Here is a 16,918-nt window from a genome sequence, read left to right on the forward strand (position 1 = left end):
GAGACTTCATGGAGCTGTTTGATCACCAGGAACACACCGCTGTCTTTCTGACGAACACTCCCCGCGCCTGGGTCCAGAGCGACCCGGGAACGGGCAAGACGATCAGCACGCTGGAAGCCTTCCGCCGCTGGCGCCGTGACGGTGGCCAGGGTCGCATGCTGGTTCTCGCCCCGCTCTCGATCCTCAAGCCTTCCTGGGGCGATGACATCGCCAAGTGGCTGGGTGACGAGTTCACCTACTCGATCGCCTACGCCAAGAATCGCCTGGAAGCGTTCCTCTCCGGCGCCGACATCATCATCACCAACCACGATGCGGTGAAGTGGGCCACCAAGAAGGAGAACGCCCGATTCATGCATGAAGCATTCCCCGATGACCAGGAACACTGGCTGGTCATCGATGAGGCCACAGCATTCAAGAACGCCACCAGTCAGCGGTCCAAGGCCATGCTGACCCTTCGCACCTATTTCGACCGTCGCATCGCCATGTCCGGTACCCCGACGGCCAAGGACGTGCTCGACATCTTCCATCCGACGCTGATCATCGATGACGGCGAGCACCTGGGGAACAAGTTCTTCCAGTTCCGCAATCAGGTCACCGACCCCATCCAGGTCGGCCCGGACCCGAAGATGGTCAAGTGGGTCGCCAAGGACGGTGCCGAGGAACACGTCGCGCAGGCGCTGGCCGATATCTGCATCCGCTACCGCTTCGAAGACTGTCTGGACATCCCGGCCAACCAGACCCTCACCTACCACGTCGATCTCTCCCCGAAGCAACGGGCCCTGTACCTGCAGATGCTCGAAACCAATGTGGTCGAGAACGACGACGGCGAGCGAGTGACAGCGGTCAATGCCGGTGTCCGCGTGCGCAAGCTGCTCCAGCTCCTGACGGGTGCGGTCTACAACGGTGACGGTGATGTGACCACCTTCCACCAGGACCGTTATGACCTGGTCATGCAGCTGGTCCAGGAACGCGAACACAGCCTGGTCGCCTTCAACTGGAAGCATGAGGTCGAGGCACTGACCAAGCTGGCCGACAAGCTGAAGATTCCCTACGGCGTGATCGATGGGTCGGTGAAGAACGAGGACCGCATTAAGGTAGTCGAGGACTTCCAGGCCGGTCGCCTTCAGGTGGTCTTTGCTCACCCGCAGTCCGCCGGACACGGTCTGACCCTGACCAAGGGCACGGCCACGATCTGGTGCTCCCCGACCTACAACGCTGAGCACTACCAGCAGTTCAACCGCCGCATCTATCGCGCCGGCCAGACCCAGGCCACGCAGACCATCCACATCGCTGCCCGCGACACTGCCGAGGAACAGGTCTACGAGCAGCTGGAAGGCAAGCTGACCCGGATGGATGACCTGCTCGCCCTCTTCCAGCAACGGACGGCGGCATGAAGCATGTCGTGTTCACGCATCACGCGCGGGCACGGTGGGCCGCTCGTTTCGATGACCTCGATGGCATCGAGGACGAATGGCACCAGGCACGACCCGCGTCTCGCAGAGTGCGCCAGCTCCTCGGCCACCGCGCATTCCCGCACATCCGCAACAACAAGCGTGCAGGGGCCAAACCCGGCTTCTACATCACACGGCGCTGCGTCTTCCCTGTCGTGCGCCTCTCCAACGGTAAAACGGTCGTGATGACCGTCTACAACAGAGACTTCTGACATGAGCGAACTCAACGACCTGATCACCCGTTTCAGCGAAGCCAAGGCCGAGCTGAAAGACGCCAACGACCGCGCCAAGGTGCTCAAGAAGCTGCACGACGAGCTGGAATCACAGCTGCTGGAGTACCTGAAGGAAAACGAGCTGGATCGTGTGTCTGCGGCGGGCCATACGGCCAGCTACAGCACCGAGACGGTCGCCAGCGTGGACGACTGGGAAGCGTTCTTCGGCTACGTGAAGCAGCACGATGCGTTCTACCTGCTCCAGAAACGTATCGCCAGTGCCGCCTACCGCGAGGTGCTGCAGGTAGACGGTGTGGTGCCGCCGGGCACCTCTCCGATGGAGCGAGACAAATTGTCATTCCGTAAGGCGTGACAATTTGGTAAGCAGTGCTTATATTTGGGGTTGTGCGTCACAACCACAGAATCAATCGAACCAATAGGACCAATACCATGGCTAACGATCTCATCGTCAACAACGACTCCAAGAAACTGCCGTCTCACGTTGCCAACGCAACCGGCGCGGGTAACGAGAACGTCAGCTCCGCTGACATGGCCATCCCGGCCATCAAGCTGCTCCAGGACCTTTCCCCGGAAATCAAGAAGGACAAGGCGGAATACGTGCCTGGCGCAGAGCCCGGCAAGATTCTGGTCACCCTGGGCAGCGCGCTGCACGACGAGCTGATCCTGATCAACCTCTACTACGATCACGAATACGCACTGTTCCGTAAGCGCAAGTTCGGTGGTGGTTTCCATGGTGCCTATCCGACCGCCGATGCCGCAATGGCCAAGGCCAAGGAAGAAGGCGGTGGCAGCACCGAGATGTTCGAGGTAGTGGAAACGGGTCGCCACACCGTCCTGATCGTCAACCCGGAAACCGGCGAGCTTCGCCCGGCCATCCTCAACATGAACTCCACCAAGCTCAAGATCAGCCGCCGCTGGAACACTGATCTGAATGAGTTGGGCGGTGACCGCTTCTCCAGTGTCTGGAAGTTGAGCGTCACTTCTCAGTCCAACTCCAAGGGCGACTTCTACAACTACAAGGTCGAGAACCTGGGCTGGGCGTCCGAGGACCTGTACGAGCACGCCAAGCAGTTCTACACCCAGATCAAGGCGTCCTTCGAAGAAGAAGCGGAGAAGTCGCGCGAAGCAGCATAAGCACTGCTTACTGACCTTCAAGATAAGACCGGCTCCGGCCGGTCTTCTTGTACCCCCACCTTGAGAACGGATGACCAAGACAATGCCTGTGACACAACGAGTGGTGTACGTCGCCTCCGACGGCACCTCACACGAAACGGAGCAGGAAGCCCGGGATCACGAACTACGGCTGGACCTGGCGCCTCGAATTGACGATTTTTTACGCAGGAATGCTGTAGGATCAACCGTGCGTAGGAACAAGGTCGCTGACCTCGTTCTCGATTTTTCGTTAGAATTGCTATCGCCCCCCGTGCCGCTACCCCCCTACAGGGAGGAGAGCGACGATGAATGAGCACGGTTTTGTGCGAAAGGTGCATCGGGCGCTGAAGGAAGAACGCAGGCTCACCCGCATCTGGAAGATCAATGACAACTTCCAAGGTGGGGTACCTGACGCCTTCTATTGCGCAAAAAATCAACTGTGGGTTGAATATAAATATATTAGTTGCATCCCTAAGCGGGAGAGCACAGTTGTTACCCCCGATGTATCAGAATTGCAGTACGAATGGTTGGAAGGCTTACAGAAATCTGGGATAGATGCGTGGGTCGTTGTTGGTCACCCGAAGGGGGTTCTGGTCGTTACTGATCTGGACGAATGCCGACAGGGTTATACGACGAAAGCGCTAGTCGAAAAATCCATTCCGTTTGCCGATTTCATACAGGCGTTACTGTATATTTGCACAAGGCCGTGAGCGTTTGGGGGGTATGTAGTAGCCCCTAACTCCGTTGGAGCTGAATCACTATGACTGCCCCGAACCGCCGGATCACAGAACGCGACCGTGAAGTCGCGCAGCGCATAAAAGCCGTGTGGGACGCTAACAAGAAGAACCTGGGTCTAAGCCAACACCAAGCTGCTGCTCGTTTGGAGATGTCGCAACCTGCCCTCTCGCAGTATCTGTCTGGAAAAGTCGCCACCAACACCGACTTCATCATTCGTTTCGCCAGTCTGATGGGAGTCGAACCGCGTGAGCTGGACCCGAAAATCCTTGTCAGTGAAGCCTACCCACGGATGACGCTCGTCACACGATCTGTCATGTCTAAGGGAGGAATGATGAGCAACGCCACCAAAGGGGAAATAGTGGATGTCACCGCCGATGCCGCTATACCCGCCGAGAACCTGACGGTAATAGTGGTTGATTGCGACCACTACCAGCCTCGCTATTTCTTGGGCGAACGACTGCTCCTTCAGCATGTTGATCCCAAGGAACTGAAGGAAGGAGAAGAGGTTCTTGTCTACCGGGACGATACAAACGAACTGTTCCGTGTCGGCAGTAAAATCAGCTACATCATCCAGCTCGATGACGCCCTTAAACCGGGCCACGTTATAAGCAGTGCGGATACTCGGGAGGACATCGACTTTTACAGAGTGGTATCACGCCTATGAAAGACCTTGTTGCACTCGCCAAGAACCGCAAGTCAGGCGACAAGCTGACTCATGCGCAGCTGAGGGCACTGGCCGAGAAACATGGACTCAAGTTCGCCACAGTACGTTCCCGGTACGTGCGAGGACACAGGGGCGACAAGCTGGTCGCCCCCATCCGCCCCTCCTTCCAGGCCCGTTGCGAGGCTCACGGCATCGCGCCCAAGACTGTGTATTACCGCATGAGCCAACTCGGCATGACGGAAGAAGAAGCCCTGACAACCCCTCTGCGCGGGGGGTTGGTCCGTCAGGCAGTCGCCAACGGCTTGAGCCCTGATACGTTCTACCGCCGCCGCAAGCTCGGCTACCCCATCAAGCGCTGTCTGGACCCACGCCCCATTACCCACTCTGAGTCCAAGCGCTTGCGGAAATAAATAAGCATTGCTTATAATAATCACACCAGTAACCAGTAGGAGCCACCATGAAAACCGAATTCGCCCTGCTCGCCCTGTATGAAACCGTCACGCTCCCGTTGGCCAAGGTCGCGGAAGATATTCTGGGCATCGCCCTGTCCACTGCCCGGAACCAGATTTCCCAAGGCACCTTCCCGATCAAGGTCACTCGTATCAACGGCAAGCCGATGGTTCATGTCTCCGATGCTGCGAAGTACATCGATCAACAGCGTGAAGCATCTGAAGCAGCAGCCTGATCCCCGAACCGACAACGAGGAAATCATCGTGGAAAAATTGGTCACAACAAGCGAAATCTGCGAGCGGTATGGAAAGCATATGAACACTATCTGCCGCTGGAGGAAAGAACGGGGTTTCCCCCGTCCTCTACTGGAAGGTGGGCATGGATCACAGGCACGATGGCGCCTGCAGGACATCATGGAATGGGAGGAACGCCAATTAGCTCGCTGAGCCGTGCCCACCACTTCTGATAAGCGGCTTTCTGTTCTTTGTAGTAATCATAATGATCATATACCTGCCATACGCCCGGCAACTTGTGCCCAAGCATGACCTCACACACATGAGGTTCTGCAATACTGGCCCAGTTAGTCCGGGCGGTTTTACGTAAGTCATAGAGACTGAAGTGCTCCATCTCCTTGCCTTCAATACGCTTAACTACCTGCATGATGCTGTTGGGGAATCCAAGCGTCGCCGAATGACTAAGAAGCTTCACCCCTTTATGTTCTCCTGAGAAAAGAAAATCATGTTGCAGTGAAAGAGCCATCGCTTTTTCAATCATCGGCTTCACTTCATCTATGAGCGGACGGACCAAAGGTCGCCCAGTCTTTGCCCCGGTCTTGTGCCGGTGGGCGGGAATCACCCAGATTCCTTTTTCAAGATCGAACTCATCTTTTCGCGCTTCACGTAATTCCCCAGGCCGACACCCAAAAAACAATATAAGCATGACATATAGCTTGGATCGTGCCGCCATTCGGGAGCCAATGACTCCGGTATATACCTGCTTGATCTCAGTATCTGATAGCGCTCGCCCGCCTGTCTTCTGTGACACGTCCAAATCGTGCTTGGCAGTAATCGCCTCAAGGGGTAGCGAGTCGATCATGTCCCGACGGATTGCCCAGCGATGAGCCTGCTTCAAGTTACCCAGCACACGGTAAGCCACCGACGGCCGGCTGGCTGCCAGCTCCTCTAGCATTTTCACCCACTGCATGGCAGTCGTTCTTTTGGCGGGCAAGTCACCAATTTTAGGGAAGACATGGATTTCGAAGCTCCGAAGGATTTCCTCCCAGCCCTTCTTTCGTTTCTTGCAATAGCCGTCAAACCAGAGCCGGATCAGCTCCTCGTTGCTCAACTCGCTACTAGCATCCCCCTGCTCGGCTTTCTTTAGTGCCCGAGGGTCGCTGCCCTGCTCTAGTTGTCTTCGACGGAGCAGGGTTTCTTCTCGAGCTTCCTTGAGCGTCATGCCCGGGTAGGTGCCCAGGTCCATACGCGCAGGCTTACCCTGGAAACGGTAGCGAAGCTGGAAGGTGACCTTCCCTGTTTTGCTGACCCTCACCCCCATGCCATCACGGTCTGACTTCTCTTGAACACTGTCCCTGGGCTTGCCCTGATTGGCCTTGAGCCACATGTCGGTTAGCGGCATGTACACACCTCCTGATGGTCGCTGTGTACACACTAGAATATGTACGCACCTGTGTACATAGAAGCCAAAAATGGGTGTTTTTTACAGTAGTGAACAGTTAATTAGAGAATTGTGGAGATACCGCATGGTTACTGGGCTGGAGAGGGTTTAGGCGGGGTCTGAAAGGGGGAGGATTTGGTCAGAAATCATAAGGGTGAGAGATGATGGCGAATGTACGGCGCACATCCGCCGCCTTGGCAATCTGGGAATCTGACATGAGCTGAAAGGCATCCGGCCCGACGTGAGGCACGCCGCGCGCACTGTTGAGTGAATAGCAGAACAAGACGAATGGCGCGCATTGTAGCGGCTGGCGCGGCGCGGCAACAGAGGCGAGCGCGATCAGCGGCCTTCAGTCATCCTTGCGCGCGCGAAAATGCCAGGCCTTACTCCTCGGTCTCGGACAGTGTCTCGACGATACGGCACTGCGCCACCACCCCGCCGGCGCAGCAGTGCGTCAGGCGCTGCAACTCCTCCTCCATGACGGCGAGATCGCGCTGACGCTTGCGCACCTCGGCCAGCTGCGCCTCGATACGCGCGTCTATCTGATCACACGGTAACGCCTGCTGGTCCGCCAGTCCCAACAAGGCGCGGATATCGTCCAGCGAGAAACCCAGACGCCGACAACGACGGATGAAGGTCAACCGGCGCAGTTGTGCATTGCCATATTCGCGATAGCCGTTGGCCGCACGCCGCTGCGGGGCCAACAGCCCCTGCTTCTCGTAGTAGCGGATCGTCACCGCCTGGACGTCTGAGGCCTTGGCCAGCTGGCCGATGCTCATCGCCCCTGTGACAGCCTCTGTGTCAGACCCTGTGCAAGCCGCTGAGCTTTGCGGGTCTTGCGCTGCTGTTCCCGGCTCGCGCTCGGTTCCTTGTGTCATGAAGCTTGACCTTATAGTGACTATAACCTCCATGCTGTCAGCAATACGACAGGAGGCCAAGACCCCTTATGAAAAGCTGTTGCGAAAGCAAGTCCGGCGAGCTGGCAGAGCTCAGAGCCTCTCAGGGCAAGGTACTCAAGATATTGCTGGCACTGAATGCCAGCATGTTCTTCATCGAATTCACCGCAGCCTGGTGGCTGGGCTCCACCGCACTGCTGGGGGATTCACTCGACATGTTCGGCGATGCCAGCGTCTACGCCCTGACCCTCTATGTCCTGCACCGCAGCGTGCGTGAACGTTCCTTGAGCGCGCTGGTGAAAGGCATCGTGATGCTGGCGCTGGGTGTGATCGTCCTTGGCGAGGCAGGCTATCAGGCCCTCCATGGCGTCGCCCCAGCCGCACACGGCATGAGTGCCTTCGCCCTGCTGGCGCTGGCCGTCAATCTGGTCTGCTTCGGCCTGCTGTGGCGCTTCAAGTCGGATGATCTGAACATGCGCTCCACCTGGCTGTGTTCACGCAATGACATCATCGCCAATGCCTCGGTCTTCGGTGCCGCGCTACTGGTCGGCTGGACAGGTTCCCGCTGGCCGGATGTGCTGCTGGGGGCGGCGATTGCCGCACTCTTCCTGCAGTCCGCCTGGCAGGTGATTCGCGACGCGCGAGTTGAGCTTGGCGAGGCCAAGCAAGCCGAAAGCGTGCAAGCTGCGCATGAGCAAGACGCTCCGGCATCATCCTGCGCCACCCGCAGTGGTTGCGCGCCATCCACGACTGCCGTGGTGGTCGAGCAGACACCCGCCAGCGGCGGCTCCAGCAAGTGTTGTCGTTGAGACGATGACCCGAGACAAGAAAGCGCCCCACCGTTTCGGGTGGGGCGCTGCTTGCTGCCTTGAAGCCATGCGCGTCAGGCCGCCGGACAATCTGGCTGACGCTCGGGGTGGGCCTGCTGGAAAGCTTCCAGTGACTGACAGGCCGCCTCGATGGCCAAAATCCTCGGGTAGTCCTTGAGTTCACACTCGAAGCGGCGCGCATTGTAGAGCTGGGGCATCAGGCAGGCATCCGCCATGCCCGGGCTATCTCCATGGCAGAACCGCCCTGCACTTTCCACCAGCATCACTTCCAGACGCGCGAAGCCCTCGGCGACCCAGTGTCGGTACCACTCAAGGCGCTGCTCCTGGGTGACCTCAAGCCGATCGGTCAGATAATTGAGCACGCGCGGATTGTTGAGCGGATGCATCTCACAGGCCATGAACTGGCACAGCGAGCGCACCTTCGCACGCGCTTCCGGCACTGAGGGCAACAGCGCCGGGGTGGGCCAGCGCTCCTCCAGATATTCCATGATCGCGAGCGACTGGGTCAGGGCCACCGGTGCGGGGGTATCTCCCACCATCAGGGTCGGCACCAGTCCCTGGGGGTTGATGGCCAGATAGTCCTCGCTGCGCTGTTCGCCCTTGAGCAGATTGACCGGCACCTGAGCGACCTCTATCCCCTTGAGCGCCAGCGCGATTCTTACCCGATAGCTGGTAGATGAACGGTAATAGCCATACAGGCTCATTGAACTCATGCTGCACTCCCCTTTGAAGCGGTTGAATGCCGGCCGCCCCTTCGCACTGCCTCGCAACCTGTTGGCTTGAGGCTTACCGGCACACGACGTCTTGCCGAGACGTGTCTCTGAGAAGTTCTACCTCACGACGCCGCCCTCAGGCGTCCAACTGCGTCACCTGCTGATCAATGGCGCCGAAGATGCTCTGGCCATCGCGATCGAACATCTCGATGCGAATGCGATCACCGAAACGCATGAAGGGCGTGCGAATCTCATCGAACAGGATCTTCTCGACCATGCGCACTTCCGCCAGACAGCTGTAGCCCACGCCCCCTTCGCTGATCGGTTTGCCGGGGCCGCCATCCTTGCCGGGATTGGACACGGTACCTGAGCCGATGATCGCACCGGCGCCCAGGGGGCGAGTCTTGGCGGCATGCGCCACCAGCTGCGGGAAGCTGAAGATCATGTCTGGCCCGGACTCTGGCTCACCGAACTTCTCACCATTGAGATGCACGCTCAGCGGCAGATGTACGCGCCCCTGCTGCCAGGCATCCCCCAGCTCGTCCGGCGTCACGGCGATGGGCGAGAAGCTTGACGACGGCTTGGCCTGGAAGAAGCCGAAGCCCTTGGCCAGCTCGCCGGGGATCAGCCCACGCAGACTGACGTCATTGACCAGCATCAACAGGCGAATGTGGTCCTCGGCCTGTTCCGGACTGACGTGCATCGGCACATCATCGGTGACGACGGCGATCTCGCCTTCGAAATCGATGCCATGCTCCTCACTGACACATACGATATCGGCGCTGGGGGCCAGGAAGCTGTCGCTGCCGCCCTGATACATCAGCGGGTCGTGCCAGAAGGTCTCGGGCATCTCGGCGCCACGCGCCTGACGCACCAGCTGCACATGGTTCAGATACGCCGAGCCGTCTGCCCACTGATAACTGCGCGGCAGCGGGGAATGCAGCGCCTGACTTTCCAGCGCAAAGGCGTCCGTCAGCGTGCCATCATTGAGCGCCGCGTAGCGTTGCTCGAGCCTGGGCGCCAGCGACGTCCAGTCTTCCAGCAGCGCCTGCAGGGTCGTGGCGACATCCGCGACCTTGACGGCGCGGGTCAGGTCACGGGAGACCAGCAGCAGCGTTCCATCGCGGGAACCATCCTGGTAGGTAGCGAATTTCATGGGTGCCTCCTTGAAGAGCAACGTGAGCAATAATGCAGGTATTGCCTGGGGTCGGATGACGATGAACAGTCAAAGGTCATCGCTGATGCAGGGTGAATTAAGGAGTGAATCAAGGGGTGAATTGGGGACTGGTGTGAGGCGTGAAGTGCGACGCGAGCCCCTGCCAGACCGAGCCGTAGTCGCGCTGACGAGCGCTCGACGACAGTGCCTGCGGGGTAGGCTGGAACAGATAGCGACTCTCGAACATGAAGGCGAGCGTATTGCCCTGATAGCGAGGGGCGAGCTCTGCCTGACTGGCGGCCTCGAAGGTGGCAGCGTCGGGGCCATGCGGGGTCATGGCGTTGTGCAGACTCGCGCCGCCCGGACGGAAACCTTCGCGCTTGGCGTCATATTCGCCATGGATAAGGCCCATCAACTCGCTCATCAGGTTGCGATGGAAATACGGCGGCCGGAAGGTGTTCTCGGCGACCATCCAGCGTGGCGGGAAGATCACGAAGTCGAGATTGGCGACCCCAGCGGTGTCCGACGGTGATGTCAGCACGGTGAAGATAGAGGGATCAGGGTGATCGAAGCTGACCGTATTGATCGTATTGAAGGTCGCCAGATCATATTTGTAGGGCGCGTAGTTGCCGTGCCAGGCCACGACATCCAGCGGTGAATGATCCAGGCTCGCGCGCCAGAAACGCCCGCCGAACTTGGCCACCAGCGTGAAGTCACCGGCTTCGTCCTCGAAACGCGCCGATGGCGCGAGGAAGTCACGCGGGTTGGCCAGTCCATTGCTGCCGATGGGCCCCAGCGAGGGCAGCTCGAGAGGCGCGCCATAGTTCTCGGCCACATAGCCTCGACAGCCCTCCGCGTGCCCCGCCAGCGGATTGAGCTGGAACTTGATACCACGCGGGATCACGACGATCTCGCCGCTGGCGACTTCCAGCAGGCCCAGCTCGCTGCGCACCTCGATGGCACCCTGCTGCGGCACGATCAGCAATTCGCCATCAGCATTGTAGAAAAAGCGCTGCTGCATGCCGCGAGAGAAGGCATAGAGGTGCGTGGCACAGCCCTGCTGCGCCTGGGCATCCCCATTGACCGCCAGCGTGATCAGGCCTTCCAGAAAATCGCCAGTGCAGAACGCTATGGGGTCCCAGCGCATCGGGTTGGGATCCGGCATTCTCTCGGCCAGCGGTGCGGTGGCGACCTCCGGCATCTCCATGGGCTGATAGGCGCCCTGCACCACCGAGGGCCGAATGCGGTAAAGCCAGCTGCGCAGATTGTGGCTACGCGGCGCGGTGAAGGCCGAGCCGCTCAACTGCTCCGCGTACAGGCCATAGGGGCATTGCTGGGGAGAGTTCTGGCCCTGCGGCAAGGCGCCAGGCAACGCCTCGCTGGAGACATGATTTCGAAAACCGGCGTGATAATGACACTCAGCATTGCGCTCGCGCATGACGATTCATCTCCTTGTGGGCTCGCGGCTCCTGATGACCTGGGGCTTCCACGGCACGACATACCGCCATCACCCGCAAATAGTTACATATGAAACCATATAGGCAGACTCATACCTTGACAATCACTCAAGTGCTCGACTTTTGTCTTGCTCGCTGTCGAAAGTGGTAACATCGGTAACCTGATCCGACCGCAATGCACTGTCGTGACAACGCTGATCAGACCCCTCACCGAGACAGGTAACTCTCGATGCAACGCACCGATGACACTCCCGAAGCGCGCGATGCCCTTGATGGCGAAGCCTCACAGGACACGCCCCGCTGCGAGCTGGATCTTGACCAGTTCCTGCCCTATCGCCTCAACCGACTGGCCGAGCGCACCAGTGAGGCGATGTTCGCCCGCTATGGCGAGCGCTTCGCCATCAATGTCGCCGAGTGGCGCCTGCTGGCCTGGTTGAGCCGCGGCGTACCGATGACCGCGCGGGAAATCAGCCTGCGCACCCACATGGACAAGGTACGCGTCTCGCGCGCCGTCAAATCACTGGAGAGCCGTGAACTGATCCTGCGTCGTCCGAGCGAGCAGGACCAGCGTGCGCAGCTGCTTGTCCTGACCGCCGAGGGCGAGGCCATGCTCGCCGAGCTGATTCCCGAAGCGCGGCGTTTCGAGGATGAACTGCTCGGCGCCGTCAATGCACGCCAATACCGTGATCTGCTGCTCACCATGCAGACTCTGGAGCGACAACTGGATCAACTGCCGGGCGGCGACTGAGGCAGGCATGCAAGGCACTCATCCACAGAACGAAAGGGGATTTCCTGGCCGCCATTTCGCGTGACGTACAATTATGGTATAGGTTGTGTAACGCTTTAAGGAGCCTTGCCAGCATGCATCGCAAACCGCACCTGCCCAGCAAGCCATGTCAGACCTGCCAGCGCCCCTTCACATGGCGCAAGAAGTGGCAGGACTGTTGGGATGACGTACGCCATTGCAGTCAGCGCTGTCGTCGCAATGCACGCCAGCTGGCACGGGAGGCGCGCGATGACGTCCACTGACCCCTGGCTGGTATGGTTGAACGAGGATCTGCGCCTGGATGACAACCCATTGTGGCAAGCCGCGCTCGAGGAGCGAGCCTCCCACCTGCTGGTCGTGCATGTGGTGGCGGAGACGACCTTTCAGCCCTTCGGCAGCGTCAGCCCCGGGGAGCCACGTCTGCAGCCGCTCAGCACGGGAAGGCAACATGCCCTGCTCGGGAGCCTGGAATCACTGCGCACGCGACTTCAGGCGCTGGGCAGTGACCTGCTGATCCTCCATGGCGACGCGGCACAGCTGATTGGGCAGCTGGCAAGGCAATATGGCTGCCGGGGCGTCATCACGCGCCGCGCCACGGGCGTGGTGGAACAACGCCAGCAACGCGCGGTGGCAAGCCAGTGTCGCCTGCGGCAATTGAACAGTGGTTTGCTGCTGGACGAAGACGAGCTGCCGGAACCACTCGCTGCACTCCCCGAGAGCTTCAGTGCCTTCCGGCGCAAGCTGGAGAAGGTCCGCCCGAGCCTTCCCGACATGCCTGCCCCGCTACAAGCGCCCTCCCGGCTCCCCGGCTGGCCAGAGGCCGCCCCTCGTGGCCTTCAGGGCGCGGCCAGGCACCTGCTCGAGGCTCGCCACTGGCAGGCCGACACCCGCGGCGAATATACCTTTGCCCCCGGAGAGCCCGCCGGTTTGCAGCGCCTGCAGGATTACCTGAGCCCTGCCTTCGCCGGCCAGTACAAGACCACCCGCAATCGCCTCAGCGGCGCGGATTTCTCGACCCGCTTCTCCGTGTGGCTGGCACTGGGCTGTCTGTCACCGCGGCGGATACTGGACGCGCTGCACAACTTCCAGGCCACGCTACCCGAGCACTGCGCGCATCCGCAGGCTGCCTTCAAGGACAGCGACTGGATCCGCGTCGAGCTTTTATGGCGCGAGTACTTCCACTGGGATGCACGGCGGCTGGGCAGGCACACCTTCACGGGCGAGTCCCCAGGCCACGACGCGGCTCAGCCGCGCAACCATGAGCTGGCGTCGGAAGCGCTTGAACGCTGGCAGGCCGGAATGACCGGGGTGCCGTGGGTCGATGCCGGCATGCGCGAACTGGCGGTTACCGGCTGGCTGAGCAACCGCATGCGCCAGAACGTGGCGAGCTTTCTGGTCAAGGACCTTGGCGTGGACTGGCGCCAGGGAGCGGCCTGGTTCGAGCATCAGCTACTGGATCACGACGTCGCCTCCAACTGGGGCAACTGGCGCTATCTGGCGGGTATCGGACGTGATCCGCGTGGAGATCGCCACTTCAACATGATGAAGCAGGCACGCCAGCACGACCCTCTCGGTCATTACGTCAGCCGCTGGCTACCGGAGCTTGCGACACTGCCCGCCGGCATGCAGCGCCATGCGCCCTGGCTCGCCTGGTCAAGCAGCTCTGGGCGCAACGGATCACCGGGCCACTACCCGCGAGAGCCTCTCACGCACGTCGAGGGTTGGGAGGCCCATCTGGCCGACATTACACCGACACGCGTGACGCCCTGGCTGAGTGGCTCCTTCGAGCGAGGCTGACAAGCGTTGAACCACGAAGAGAGCGCCACAAAGCGGGCACAACGAAGAGGGTGCAACGCAGAGGAAGCAACGCAGGGGATTGCATGGCGCCTTGGCGCTAACTGACCGTCAGGGCTGCACTTTATGAGCCTTATTCACTATCATGGCCGCATTCCTCGCAGGAGTCGTCATGAATCAGCCGCTACCGCCACCACTGTCCACGCCGCACCGCAATCTCATTCGTCTGACCATCGCGCGCGGCATCACCTGGACCGGCTTTCTCATCCTGATCATCTTCGGGCTCGAGATCATCGGCTTTCAGCTCAACGTGCTGCCCGTCATCTCGATCATCATCGCGATGGGGCTGGTCAATGTCGCGACCTGGTGGCGCCTCGGGCAATCACACCCTGTCACCGACACCGAGAACCTGATTCACCTGCTGGTGGATATCGCCGGTCTGACGATGCTGTTCTTCCATACCGGTGGCTCCACCAACCCCTTCGTGCCCTATTATCTGGTGCCGGTGACCATGGCGGCCGCAACGCTCCCGTGGCGTTATGCCTGGGTGATTGCCGCGGTCGGCATGGGCTGTTACAGCTTCCTGATGGTGTTCTATGAGCCGGTGCCGCAGCTGGCGACCTATGAGCTGGGCGGACGCATCAGCCTGCATGTCATCGGCATGTGGCTGAACTTCGGCCTGTCGGCGTCGCTGGTGACCTACTTCATCTACAAGATGGCCCATGCCCTGCGCACCCGGGATCAGGCGCTGTCCACTACGCGTGAGGCCGCCCTGCGCAGCGAGCAGGTATTGGCGGTGGCCAGTCAGGCCGCCGGCACCGCGCATGAGCTGGGCACCCCGCTCTCCACCATGGCGGTGCTGCTGAGCGAGATGCGCGAGGATGCCAAGGACAGGAATGACCCTCAGCTGGAGGATGATCTTGCCCTGCTGCGCAGTCAGGTCGACACCTGCAAACAACGCCTGCAGGCGATGGTGGCCGCAGCCGACCGCCGCCGCATGGAACAGCCCCAACCCATCAATGCTGCCCAGTGGCTGGAGGAAATCGTGCAGCGCTGGCTGGTGGTGCGCCCGGATGTGCAGCATAGCGTCGAGGTGACGCCCGGCGCTGAACAGGCCTCCATGCTGGTGGACACCACGCTTGAGCAGGCGCTGATGAACCTGCTCAACAATGCCGCCGACGCCTGCCCGGATGATATCGAGATCACCCTGGAGCAACGCGATCAGGAAGTGCTGATCGACATCCGCGATCATGGCGATGGTGTGCCCATGGCGGTGGCGGATCAGCTCGGCGAGACCTTCATCTCCACCAAATCCAAGGGCATGGGCATCGGCCTGTTCCTCACGCATGCCACCATCAATCGGTTCGGTGGCGGCGTCAGTCTGTACAACCACGAAGATGGCGGCACCTTGACGGAAGTGCGCCTCCCCCTTCATCTGACATGATGGCGGCAAAGACCGCCCAAGCGAGAACCCTGATGAGCGATGCAACCCGACTGCTGATCATCGACGATGATGAATTCTTCTGCCAGGTCACGGCGCGCGCCATGACGCGCCGCGGCTATGAAGTGGAAGTGGCGCGTGATGAAGCCCAGGCACTCAGCGTGGCACGCAGCCACCGCCCGGAGCTGATCACGTTGGACCTGAAGCTGGAGCAGAGCTCCGGCCTCAAGCTGCTGCCGGAGCTGATCGCCCTGCTGCCTGATACGCGTATCGTGGTGCTGACCGGCTATTCCAGCATCGCCACCGCAGTGGAAGCCATCAAGCTCGGCGCAGTCAACTACCTGTGCAAGCCCGCCGATGCCGACGAGATTCTCAACGCCTTCAACCGCGAAGGCGGCGACCCTGCCGCCGAGATCTCCGACAACCCTCCGTCGGTCAACCGCCTGACCTGGGAGCACATCCAGAAGGTGCTCAACGAGCACGATGGCAACATATCTTCCACTGCCCGCGCCTTGGGCATGCACCGCCGAACCCTGCAACGCAAGCTGCAGAAGCGCCCGGTCAAGCGCTGAGACATCGGCGCTGCCGTAGTCTGCATCCCAGGCGACACTTCGCTGCCGGCCAAGCAAAAGCCCTCACCATCCTCGCTCGCAAGCGCGAATCGATGGTGAGGGCTTCGTGTCTCTGCACTGACTGGAATGAGCCGTTGCCCAAGGGTACGCCGTTACTGCGCCGTCCACCCCAGGTCCATGTTGAAGCTGGAGCCGGTCACCGAGCCTGCCTTGTCGGAGGCCAGCCACACCGCCATGTCCGCCACCTCGGAGGGATCGATCATGTGCTTGATCGCCGCGCCCTTGAGCATGATCTTCTCGATCACTTCATCCTCAGGCATGTCATTGAGCTTGGCCTGCTCGGCGATCTGCTTGTCGACCAGCGGCGTGCGCACATAGGCCGGGCAGATGGCATTGGCGGTGATGCCGCTTTCGCCCCCTTCCAGCGCAGCGGTTCTGGTCAACCCCATCAAGCCGTGCTTGGCACTGACGTAGGCCGCCTTGCCCGGTGACGCGACATGGGCGTGAATGGACGCCATGTTGACGATGCGCCCATAGCCATTCTTCTCCATATGCGGCCAGGCCGCCTGGATCAGCATGAATGGCGCACTCAGCATCAAGGCGATGATCTGATTCCACTTGGCTTCGGGGAAGTCCTTGATGCGCTCGACATGCTGGATACCGGCATTGTTGACCAGGATATCGAGGCGCCCGAAACGGGACACGGCTTCTTCTACCGCCGCGCGACACTGCTCGGCATCCGTCAGGTCGGCCTTGAAGAAGGCAGCCCCAGCCTTGTCGGCGACCTCTGCCCCCTCATCACTGAAATCGACCGCCAGCACCTGATGCCCGGCATCGCACATCGCCTGCATGATGGCGGCGCCGATACCACTGGCGGTGCCGGTCACCAGTGCAACACGGACAGGGGAAGACTGTTGTTCACTCATGCGAA

At 60.4% G+C, this 16,918-nt stretch carries 20 protein-coding genes; 14 read left to right on the forward strand and 6 right to left on the reverse strand.

Annotated elements, in window-relative coordinates; translation table 11 throughout:
* Positions 1 to 8: 8 nt before the first annotated feature.
* The 8 genes from QD280_RS15775 to QD280_RS15810 all read left to right on the forward strand — a co-directional run bounded on the left by QD280_RS15775 (position 9) and on the right by QD280_RS15810 (position 4,923).
* Positions 9 to 1,394 carry a DEAD/DEAH box helicase gene (locus QD280_RS15775; RefSeq protein WP_141391755.1) on the forward strand — a complete coding sequence of 462 codons (1,386 nt, stop codon included), beginning with the start codon at positions 9 to 11 and terminating at the stop codon, positions 1,392 to 1,394.
* Positions 1,391 to 1,663, forward strand: coding sequence for a hypothetical protein (locus QD280_RS15780; RefSeq protein WP_141391754.1), 273 nt, complete (start codon positions 1,391 to 1,393; stop codon positions 1,661 to 1,663). The genes QD280_RS15775 and QD280_RS15780 overlap by 4 nt, the downstream gene beginning before the upstream one ends.
* Position 1,664: 1 nt before the next feature.
* Positions 1,665 to 2,036 (forward strand): hypothetical protein, encoded by a 372-nt coding sequence (locus tag QD280_RS15785; protein WP_279839972.1) that lies wholly within the window; start codon positions 1,665 to 1,667, stop codon positions 2,034 to 2,036.
* 77 nt (positions 2,037 to 2,113) lie between these two features.
* On the forward strand, positions 2,114 to 2,818 hold the full coding sequence (locus tag QD280_RS15790; protein WP_141391752.1) for a hypothetical protein: 705 nt from the start codon (positions 2,114 to 2,116) through the stop codon (positions 2,816 to 2,818).
* Positions 2,819 to 3,141: 323 nt separating this feature from the next.
* Entirely contained in the window at positions 3,142 to 3,546 is a 405-nt protein-coding gene (locus QD280_RS15795) for a hypothetical protein (RefSeq protein ID WP_279839973.1), read from the forward strand.
* 50 nt (positions 3,547 to 3,596) lie between these two features.
* Positions 3,597 to 4,238: a helix-turn-helix transcriptional regulator gene (locus QD280_RS15800; RefSeq protein WP_271302899.1), complete on the forward strand. Its 642-nt coding sequence runs from the start codon at positions 3,597 to 3,599 to the stop codon at positions 4,236 to 4,238.
* A complete protein-coding gene (locus QD280_RS15805) occupies positions 4,235 to 4,648 on the forward strand; it encodes a hypothetical protein (RefSeq protein WP_279839974.1) in 414 nt (137 codons plus the stop codon). The genes QD280_RS15800 and QD280_RS15805 overlap by 4 nt, the downstream gene beginning before the upstream one ends.
* Before the next feature lie 47 nt (positions 4,649 to 4,695).
* The gene (locus tag QD280_RS15810; RefSeq protein ID WP_279839975.1) at positions 4,696 to 4,923 is read left to right on the forward strand and encodes a pyocin activator PrtN family protein; all 228 of its coding nucleotides are present in this window, start codon (positions 4,696 to 4,698) and stop codon (positions 4,921 to 4,923) included.
* Positions 4,924 to 5,099: 176 nt separating this feature from the next.
* Here QD280_RS15810 and QD280_RS15815 read toward each other — a convergent pair whose 3' ends face one another.
* Both QD280_RS15815 and QD280_RS15820 read right to left on the reverse strand, forming a co-directional pair.
* On the reverse strand, positions 5,100 to 6,323 hold the full coding sequence (locus tag QD280_RS15815; RefSeq protein ID WP_279839976.1) for a site-specific integrase: 1,224 nt from the start codon (positions 6,321 to 6,323) through the stop codon (positions 5,100 to 5,102).
* A gap of 422 nt (positions 6,324 to 6,745) precedes the next feature.
* Positions 6,746 to 7,141: a helix-turn-helix domain-containing protein gene (locus tag QD280_RS15820; protein ID WP_279839977.1), complete on the reverse strand. Its 396-nt coding sequence runs from the start codon at positions 7,139 to 7,141 to the stop codon at positions 6,746 to 6,748.
* A gap of 167 nt (positions 7,142 to 7,308) precedes the next feature.
* Between QD280_RS15820 and QD280_RS15825 the strand changes: the two genes are divergently transcribed.
* Positions 7,309 to 8,067: a cation diffusion facilitator family transporter gene (locus tag QD280_RS15825; RefSeq protein ID WP_279839978.1), complete on the forward strand. Its 759-nt coding sequence runs from the start codon at positions 7,309 to 7,311 to the stop codon at positions 8,065 to 8,067.
* 74 nt (positions 8,068 to 8,141) lie between these two features.
* On the opposite strand, the gene maiA is transcribed toward QD280_RS15825, so the two are convergent.
* The 3 genes from maiA to hmgA all read right to left on the reverse strand — a co-directional run bounded on the left by maiA (position 8,142) and on the right by hmgA (position 11,395).
* Complete coding sequence (gene maiA / locus QD280_RS15830; protein ID WP_279839995.1) at positions 8,142 to 8,792, reverse strand: maleylacetoacetate isomerase; 651 nt, start codon at positions 8,790 to 8,792, stop codon at positions 8,142 to 8,144.
* Positions 8,793 to 8,937: 145 nt separating this feature from the next.
* A complete protein-coding gene (locus QD280_RS15835; RefSeq protein ID WP_279839979.1) occupies positions 8,938 to 9,957 on the reverse strand; it encodes a fumarylacetoacetate hydrolase family protein in 1,020 nt (339 codons plus the stop codon).
* A 109-nt stretch (positions 9,958 to 10,066) separates the two neighbouring features.
* Positions 10,067 to 11,395: a homogentisate 1,2-dioxygenase gene (hmgA, locus tag QD280_RS15840; RefSeq protein WP_279839980.1), complete on the reverse strand. Its 1,329-nt coding sequence runs from the start codon at positions 11,393 to 11,395 to the stop codon at positions 10,067 to 10,069.
* Positions 11,396 to 11,643: 248 nt separating this feature from the next.
* Here hmgA and QD280_RS15845 point away from each other — a divergent pair, with 248 nt between their 5' ends.
* The 5 genes from QD280_RS15845 to QD280_RS15865 all read left to right on the forward strand — a co-directional run bounded on the left by QD280_RS15845 (position 11,644) and on the right by QD280_RS15865 (position 15,987).
* Complete coding sequence (locus tag QD280_RS15845; protein WP_279839981.1) at positions 11,644 to 12,162, forward strand: MarR family winged helix-turn-helix transcriptional regulator; 519 nt, start codon at positions 11,644 to 11,646, stop codon at positions 12,160 to 12,162.
* A 113-nt stretch (positions 12,163 to 12,275) separates the two neighbouring features.
* Complete coding sequence (locus QD280_RS15850; protein ID WP_107334636.1) at positions 12,276 to 12,443, forward strand: DUF2256 domain-containing protein; 168 nt, start codon at positions 12,276 to 12,278, stop codon at positions 12,441 to 12,443.
* Positions 12,430 to 13,977, forward strand: coding sequence for a DASH family cryptochrome (locus tag QD280_RS15855; protein ID WP_279839982.1), 1,548 nt, complete (start codon positions 12,430 to 12,432; stop codon positions 13,975 to 13,977). The genes QD280_RS15850 and QD280_RS15855 overlap by 14 nt, the downstream gene beginning before the upstream one ends.
* Positions 13,978 to 14,146: 169 nt before the next feature.
* Complete coding sequence (locus QD280_RS15860; protein WP_176677262.1) at positions 14,147 to 15,418, forward strand: ATP-binding protein; 1,272 nt, start codon at positions 14,147 to 14,149, stop codon at positions 15,416 to 15,418.
* A 32-nt stretch (positions 15,419 to 15,450) separates the two neighbouring features.
* On the forward strand, positions 15,451 to 15,987 hold the full coding sequence (locus tag QD280_RS15865; RefSeq protein ID WP_043336058.1) for a response regulator transcription factor: 537 nt from the start codon (positions 15,451 to 15,453) through the stop codon (positions 15,985 to 15,987).
* Positions 15,988 to 16,139: 152 nt separating this feature from the next.
* On the opposite strand, the gene QD280_RS15870 is transcribed toward QD280_RS15865, so the two are convergent.
* Entirely contained in the window at positions 16,140 to 16,913 is a 774-nt protein-coding gene (locus QD280_RS15870) for a 3-hydroxybutyrate dehydrogenase (RefSeq protein WP_279839983.1), read from the reverse strand.
* Positions 16,914 to 16,918 lie beyond the last annotated feature (5 nt).

The organism is Cobetia sp. 1AS1 (assembly GCF_029846435.1).
GTDB classification, from domain to species: Bacteria; Pseudomonadota; Gammaproteobacteria; order Pseudomonadales; family Halomonadaceae; genus Cobetia; species Cobetia amphilecti.